We start from the raw sequence: 6,781 nt of genomic DNA, 5'->3' as shown, positions 1-6,781 counted from the left end.
GCCAGCCTTCAAGGGCTGGGTCTCGGTTTGTATATCGCCTCCCAGATCGCCGAAGCCCACGACGGCACGCCTACGGTCGCATCTACAGCGGAGGAGACGCGTTTCACGTTTCGGATGCCGCTGCGGTGATCGACACTTCTGCGAGCCCATCCGCTGTCACTCGCGGCTGACAATCAAAACGCGGAGGTCCGAAGCCGCTTAACGCGCCTGTTTGTCGTCGTCTTCGATCCTGATCGCAGCCAGTCCCACATTGCGTAAACGCATCACGTCGCGCTCGCCATCCCTCACCGCATCGATAATACGCTTGGCGATGACATCGTAGACGATGGGCGGCTGCCCGCTATCGTGAAGCTCCTTGCAGGCGCTGTCGAATGCCTCACCCATGATCCTGGTCATGCGATCGTCAAAGACGGTGCCGGTCTTTCGGATAAACGGCAGAATGGACGCCACGTGTGTTTCCTTTGTTGCTGCGTTTATTTGCATGGTTACGATGCCAAACGCGCGGGCTTCACAAGCCGGGCGCAAACACCAAGACAGCTGTGTTCAAATTCAAGTTCTGCGTTGAGCCCGTTCGCGAGCGCCCGCATGAGCTGAAAGCCGAGCCCGCCATCGGTCGTTGGATCGAAATTCTCGGGAAAGCCGACGCCGTCATCCGCCACTTCGACCCGGAACGAGCCGTCGTCCTTGGTCTCGCAATGGACCTGCACGATCACAGGCAAGCCGGTGGGGTGCGCATATTTGATTGCGTTGGTAAGAAGCTCGGCAGTGATCAGCCCGGCGTGAAGCGCATGACGCGGCTGGATATAGCCTTCGCCGGAACATTCGACGGTCAGGTTCATCTTTCCGTCCGGGCCGAGCGTGCCAATCATCTCGGCGATGTCCCGCAGGAAATTCCCGAGGTTGACGCCATCGCCGTTGACGGCCAGCGCCAGCGATTTGTGGAGTTTCGCGGTCACCTCGATGCGCGAGCTGATATCGTCGAGCAGGTGGCACACCTGGTCCGCGGTCAGGGTCTTGCCGCTTCTCGAAATGGCGTTGCGTTGCAGGCGAACGGCGCCGCTCAGGCTCCCGAGGTTGTTTGCTATCCGATGATCGGCTTCGGCCAGCCCGACATCTCCACGCTCGATCAAAATTGCCATGTTTTCATTCCCGTGAAGCAAGACTGTGCGCTTCAACGGGCCGGAAAACAAGAAAACAATAATAAGATCAATGCGTTATTGACGTATTGGACCCCTTTATCGTCTTACTGGCCAAATGCTGAAAAGCCGGATAATGAGTATAAATAGTAAGGAACTCATTTTGGGTTACTTGCGTTCAAGGAGTGAGTTTTTTACGGAGGGGTCAGATGGCTCCGCTCAATCGAGGCGAACGACTCCAGATCATGCTCACCCACGACGAATTGCGAATCGTCGATACTTGGCGTTTTTCCAAGCGGATGCCGAGCAGGGCGGCGGCCATCCGGGAGTTGCTCAAGCGCGGCATGGCCGCCGAAGGATTTTTGGAAGTAGCCGACGGCGCGAAGTCCAAGGACTTCTCGGTGCTGCCAGACGGTCTGGCTTCGGACGATTTGGCTCCGGACGAGCCGGCCGAGTAGTTCGCGCGGCGTTGCCAGCGCGCGGCCAAGCCGCAAAAAAACAAATCCCACAACAAAACGGCCGGGTCTTTGCAACCCGGCCGTTTTAAATTCCGTAGAGGATCCGCGAAAGCCTCAGCTCGCATTGGCGACCGGCGCGGTACCGACCTTCTTCTCGATCGCCCGCTTCAAATCGAGCGCGCGCGGCGAGAGGTTGGCGGCGCGGGCCTTCAAGAGGAAGGCATCGAGCCCGCCATTGTGGTCGACGCTCTTGATCGCATTGGTCGAGACGCGCAGGCGCACGTTGCGGCCGAGTGCATCCGAAATGAAGGTCACGTTGCACAGGTTCGGCAGGAAACGCCGCTTGGTCTTGATATTGGAGTGGCTCACCTTGTGGCCCACCTGCGGGCCCTTGGCCGTCAGTTCACAGCGCCGCGACATCGCGATAAAATCCTCTTCCATCCCGGCCTCCATCCGCGTCATGCGGGTCGGCGCCAAGGGTCAAAAACACGTCCATCTCGGGAACCGCGGACGTATAGGGGCAGATCGGCAGGGCGTCAAGGTTGGGGAGGCTGCAAAAGTCCGGAAACGCCCGTTCCGAAAGGCCTTTTGCCGCATTCGTTATCACATAAACGGCGTATTCGGGGGCTGATATCTCAGAGGTTCAGGGTTTCATGCCAGCGCCAAGTCCTGACCTGATTGCCTCTGACCTAACCAAGGGCGCGTGAAGGCGTTGTTCGCCGGCTTTATTGGTTTAAATGAAACTACCATCCTGCTCTGTTTTGAGGTTTGCGGCTCCCGTGACCGATCTGCGTATGACGCCGCCCCGGCGGGCCCGTTGGTTGCTCCCGGCGCTAGTGCCCACTTTCCGAAGTTCGCACTCCGCCGCAGCGACCATCTTTTTGCGAACTTCGGAAAGCCATGGGCACTAGGAATTCAATGATTTCAGTACCGGTTATCGATCTGAAGTCCCTAAGGAAAGCCCGCCGCTTGCAGTGCAGGGACTTCAGATCGGCGGTACTGTTCGGGTTTGCGCTCGTTTTCGGCATAGGCGCGATGCCTGCCTTCGCGCAAGGCAAGTTAGAAGCGCAGTATGAAGCGACGCTCGCCGGCATTCCCGTCGGCCGGGGCGCCTGGAACATCGAGATATCGGAAGACCAGTTTTCCGCTTCCGCCGTTGGCGGCACCGCGGGTCTCCTGAAAACGTTTGCCTCGGGCTCCGGGGCGGGCGCTTCGCAAGGGCGCGTCGTCAACGGCGCGCTGGTCTCGAGCAGTTACAGTGCGTCGACCACGACGTCGAAAAAGACCGAGGCGATCCGCATGGTGCTCAACAACGGCACCATCAAGGATTTTGCGATCGAGCCCGAGCCGCCGGTCGATCCCGATCGCATTCCGATAACGGAAGCGCACAAGAGGGGCGTATTCGATCCGATGACGGGATCGATGCTGCGCGTGCCCGGCACGGCCGATCCGCTCAGCCCGGAAGCCTGCCGCGCGAGTGCTGCGGTCTTCGATGGCCGGATGCGCTACGACCTGAAGCTCGACTTCAAGCGCATGGAAACCGTGAAGGCGGAGAAGGGCTATCACGGTCCGGTCGTGGTCTGCGCGATCTACTTCTCGCCGGTCGCGGGCTACATCCCCGATCGCCCGGTGATCAAATATCTGACTGCCGCGCGTAACATGGAGATCGCGTTTGCGCCGGTGCTGGGAACCCGCATCCTGGTTCCGTTCCGCATGGTGATCCCGACGCCACTTGGCACCGCGATGCTGGAGGCGACGCAGTTCATCACCACGGCCACCCCGCCGCACGTGGCAAAGACGAATTGACTTTTCTCTCGTCGTCCCGGCGACCCGTCTGCGCCAAGGCTTCGCCGGCGCTGGGCTCGTGGGGCGCCGAAGCTTTAGCGAAGGCGGCACGCGGGGACCCATAACCACAGGCCTTCATTGTTGAGGCAAGCGTCGGCCATTCTGCTTGACCGAGAGATCACGCGGTATGGTTCCGGATCGCGCTCGTTTCAATCGCTTGTCCGGGACGACGATGGGGACACCGAATCCCTGTTGACTCTTCCTCACTTCTGATTCGACTCGCGACCGTCGCGTGATTAAAGAATTTCGTCGTCAAACCGTCGCTTGAAGGCGCGCGCCAAACTTGATCTAGTGCCGGGAAAGGCCATCTGCGCGATATGTTGCGGTGAACGAAGCAGGACGATCCCAGGAGTCAGCGATTCGGGCGCGATTCGTTCCGTACCCGTTCCGAAACTTAAATCCCGCCCTCACAAGCGTCGCATTGTGGCACACATTTCAACCGTCGCGGTGCCGTAACGCTCGCGCCAAACGCGCAGAAACCCAATAAAACATGGCTCTTTCGTCACCTCCGCCTTCGCTTGCCAATGGAAGGGCTCCAGGCTCCGGCGTCACCGCGGTGCTCGGGCCGACCAACACAGGCAAGACGCATCTCGCGATCGAGCGCATGCTGGCGCATTCGTCGGGGCTGATCGGCCTGCCGCTGCGGCTGCTCGCGCGCGAGGTTTACAACAAGATCGCCGACCGCGCCGGGCCTGAGGCCGTGGCGCTGATCACCGGCGAAGAGAAGATCAAGCCGCCAAAGCCGCGGTTTTGGGTCTCCACCGTCGAAGCCATGCCGCGCGATCTCGACGTTTCGTTTCTCGCGGTCGATGAAATCCAGATCGCGGCCGATCTCGAACGCGGGCATGTCTTCACCGATCGCATCCTCAACCGGCGCGGCCGCGACGAAACGCTGCTGCTCGGGGCTGCGACCATGCGCGGCATCATCGAACGGCTGCTGCCCGCCGCCAACATCGTGACGCGGCCGCGGCTGTCGCAGCTTGAATTTGCCGGCGACCGCAAGATCACCCGCCAGCCGCGGCGCACCGCGATCGTCGCCTTCTCGGCAGACGAGGTCTACGCCATTGCCGAATTGATCCGCCGCCAGCATGGCGGTGCGGCGGTGGTGCTCGGTTCGCTCTCCCCGCGCACACGAAACGCGCAAGTGGCGATGTTCCAGAACGGTGACGTCGATTATCTCGTCGCCACCGACGCGATCGGCATGGGCCTCAATCTCGACGTCGACCATGTCGCGTTCGCGTCCGACCGCAAATATGACGGCTATCAGTTCCGCCGTCTTAATCCTGCCGAATTTGCCCAGATCGCGGGCCGGGCGGGGCGCGCCACCCGCGACGGTACTTTTGGCACCACCGGCCGCTGTGCGCCGTTCGAGCCGGAACTGGTCAATGCGTTGCAGAACCACACTTTCGAAAGCGTGCGGGTGCTGCAATGGCGCAACTCGAAGCTCGATTTTTCCTCGCTCGGCGCGTTGCAGGTGTCGCTCGCGCTCACCCCGACCCATGAGGCGCTGACCCGCGCGCCGATCGCGGAGGACCTGCGCGTGCTCGATCACGTCGCGCGCGATTCTGACATCAGGGACATGGCGCATGGGGCGGCGGCGGTGGAGCGGCTGTGGGATGCATGCCAGATCCCCGATTACCGCAAGATCGCACCGGCGGCGCACGCCGAGCTTGTCACGAGCCTGTTTGGATTCCTGATGCAAAAGGGACGGATCCCGGACGCCTGGTTTGCCGCTCAGGTCGATCAGGCGGACCGGACAGACGGCGATATCGACACGTTATCGGGCCGGATTGCACAAATCCGCACCTGGACATTCGTTGCCAACCGTCCGGACTGGCTGGCCGATCCCGAGCATTGGCAGGGAATTGCCCGCGAAGTTGAAAATAAATTGTCCGATGCGCTGCATGAACGGCTCACAGAGCGTTTCGTTGATCGCCGTACCAGTGTATTGATGCGCCGCCTGCGGGAAAACGCGATGTTGAATACGGAAATCGGCAAGACCGGCGAAGTGATCGTAGAAGGCCATGTGATCGGCCGTCTGGACGGATTCACGTTTGCGCCTGATGCGGCGGAAGCCGGCTCTGAAGCGAAGGCGTTGCAGGCTACCGCGCAAAAGGCGCTGGCCGGCGAAATCGATGCGCGCGCCGATAAGCTTTCCGCCGCACCCGACGATCAGTTCGTGCTGACCTCGGAAGGAACCATCCGCTGGACCGGCGACGCGGTCGGCCGGCTGATGGCGGCCGACGATGCCTTGCATCCGCGGATTCGCATCATCGCCGACGAGCGGCTGACCGGCGCGCCGCGCGAGGCGGTACAGGCGCGGCTCGATCTGTGGCTGAAGACCCATATCGAAAAGCTGCTCGGACCGCTGTTCGAGTTGAGCAAGGCCGAGGACATCACCGGCATCGGACGCGGCATTGCCTTCCAGCTGATCGAGGCCATGGGCGTGCTCGAGCGATCCAGGGTCGCTGCCGAGATGAAGGATCTCGATCAGCCGTCGCGGGCGAGCCTGCGCAAATACGGCGTGCGCTTCGGCGCCTATCACATCTACGTCCCCGCGCTGCTCAAGCCGGCAGCACGTGCGCTGGCCTTGCTGCTATGGGCGATGAAGCAAGCCAATACCGACATGTCGGCGCTATCGGGCGCGCAGCATCTGGCGGCCTCGGGCCGCACCTCTTTTCCGGTCGACAAGACGTTGCCGCGCGATGCCTATCGCGTGCTCGGCTATCGCCAGTGCGGCGAACGCGCGGTGCGTGTCGATATCCTGGAGCGGCTCGCTGATCTTATTCGCCCCGCGCTCGCATGGCGTGAAACCTCGCCCGGCGAAAGGCCAGCCGGCGCGTTCGACGGCCGCAGCTTTGTGGTGACGCAGGCGATGACGTCGCTCACGGGTTCGGCGGGCGAGGATTTCGCCTCGATCCTGCGCGCGCTCGGCTACCGCATGGAGCGCCGTCCGCCGTTACCGCCGAAGCCGGTTGTCGTCGAAGCGGTGCCTGCGACCGAGGGCGTGAGCGAGGCGGCGACAGAATCCGTTTCGGAAGTGACCACAGAGAATACTGCGGAAGCGGTTGCCGGCGACGCGGTGGCCACACGCGAAGCCGTCGAGGCATCGCGAGCCGTTGAGGTTGAGGAAGTCGTCACATCGTCGGCGACTCTGCTGCCCAATGTCGCGTTCGCATCCGAACCGGCCTCCGATGAGCCGGTGGTCGAAAGTGCGCCCGTTGTCGTCGAAGCGAAGCCGGAAACCGAGATGGCCTCGGAGATTGTCGCCGAGCCCGCCGCGGAAGCGCCGGCGGAGCAGACTTCTTCTGAAGTGACGTCTGAAGCGCCTGCGGGTGAAGT

General features: G+C 61.8%; 7 protein-coding genes. 4 read left to right on the top strand and 3 right to left on the bottom strand.

Annotation, left to right across the window (positions count from 1 at the left end):
- Window positions 1-129: ATP-binding protein (locus WB528_RS18850; RefSeq protein ID WP_423889910.1), on the top strand; the 129-nt coding region annotated here is incomplete at its 5' end.
- Window positions 130-198: 69 nt separating this feature from the next.
- Here WB528_RS18850 and WB528_RS18845 read toward each other — a convergent pair.
- Both WB528_RS18845 and WB528_RS18840 read right to left on the bottom strand, forming a co-directional pair.
- Window positions 199-450, bottom strand: coding sequence for a hypothetical protein (locus WB528_RS18845; RefSeq protein ID WP_423889907.1), 252 nt, complete (start codon window positions 448-450; stop codon window positions 199-201).
- 35 nt (window positions 451-485) lie between these two features.
- Window positions 486-1,139 (bottom strand): sensor histidine kinase, encoded by a 654-nt coding sequence (locus WB528_RS18840; RefSeq protein ID WP_423889906.1) that lies wholly within the window; start codon window positions 1,137-1,139, stop codon window positions 486-488.
- Window positions 1,140-1,345: 206 nt separating this feature from the next.
- Here WB528_RS18840 and WB528_RS18835 point away from each other — a divergent pair, with 206 nt between their 5' ends.
- The gene (locus tag WB528_RS18835) at window positions 1,346-1,594 is read left to right on the top strand and encodes a hypothetical protein (protein ID WP_423889905.1); all 249 of its coding nucleotides are present in this window, start codon (window positions 1,346-1,348) and stop codon (window positions 1,592-1,594) included.
- Between the two features lie 114 nt (window positions 1,595-1,708).
- On the opposite strand, the gene rpmB is transcribed toward WB528_RS18835, so the two are convergent.
- Entirely contained in the window at window positions 1,709-2,014 is a 306-nt protein-coding gene (gene rpmB / locus WB528_RS18830; protein ID WP_423889909.1) for a 50S ribosomal protein L28, read from the bottom strand.
- A gap of 615 nt (window positions 2,015-2,629) precedes the next feature.
- Here rpmB and WB528_RS18825 point away from each other — a divergent pair.
- Window positions 2,630-3,400 (top strand): DUF3108 domain-containing protein, encoded by a 771-nt coding sequence (locus WB528_RS18825; protein ID WP_423889908.1) that lies wholly within the window; start codon window positions 2,630-2,632, stop codon window positions 3,398-3,400.
- 529 nt (window positions 3,401-3,929) lie between these two features.
- The coding region (locus WB528_RS18820) for a helicase-related protein (RefSeq protein WP_423889904.1) at window positions 3,930-6,781 on the top strand (2,852 nt) is incomplete at its 3' end.

Source organism: Bradyrhizobium sp., assembly GCF_049586575.1.
In the GTDB taxonomy this organism is placed as follows: Bacteria; Pseudomonadota; Alphaproteobacteria; order Rhizobiales; family Xanthobacteraceae; genus Bradyrhizobium.
This window is presented reverse-complemented; position numbering and strand designations above follow the sequence as displayed.

Bases quoted from the DNA above. Each gene is read 5' to 3' on its own strand.
- WB528_RS18840 (WP_423889906.1), bottom strand. From the start codon at position 1,139: ATGGCAATTTTGATCGAGCGTGGAGATGTCGGGCTGGCCGAAGCCGAT.
- WB528_RS18835 (WP_423889905.1), top strand. From the start codon at position 1,346: ATGGCTCCGCTCAATCGAGGCGAACGACTCCAGATCATGCTCACCCAC.
- rpmB (WP_423889909.1), bottom strand. From the start codon at position 2,014: ATGTCGCGGCGCTGTGAACTGACGGCCAAGGGCCCGCAGGTGGGCCAC.
- WB528_RS18825 (WP_423889908.1), top strand. From the start codon at position 2,630: ATGCCTGCCTTCGCGCAAGGCAAGTTAGAAGCGCAGTATGAAGCGACG.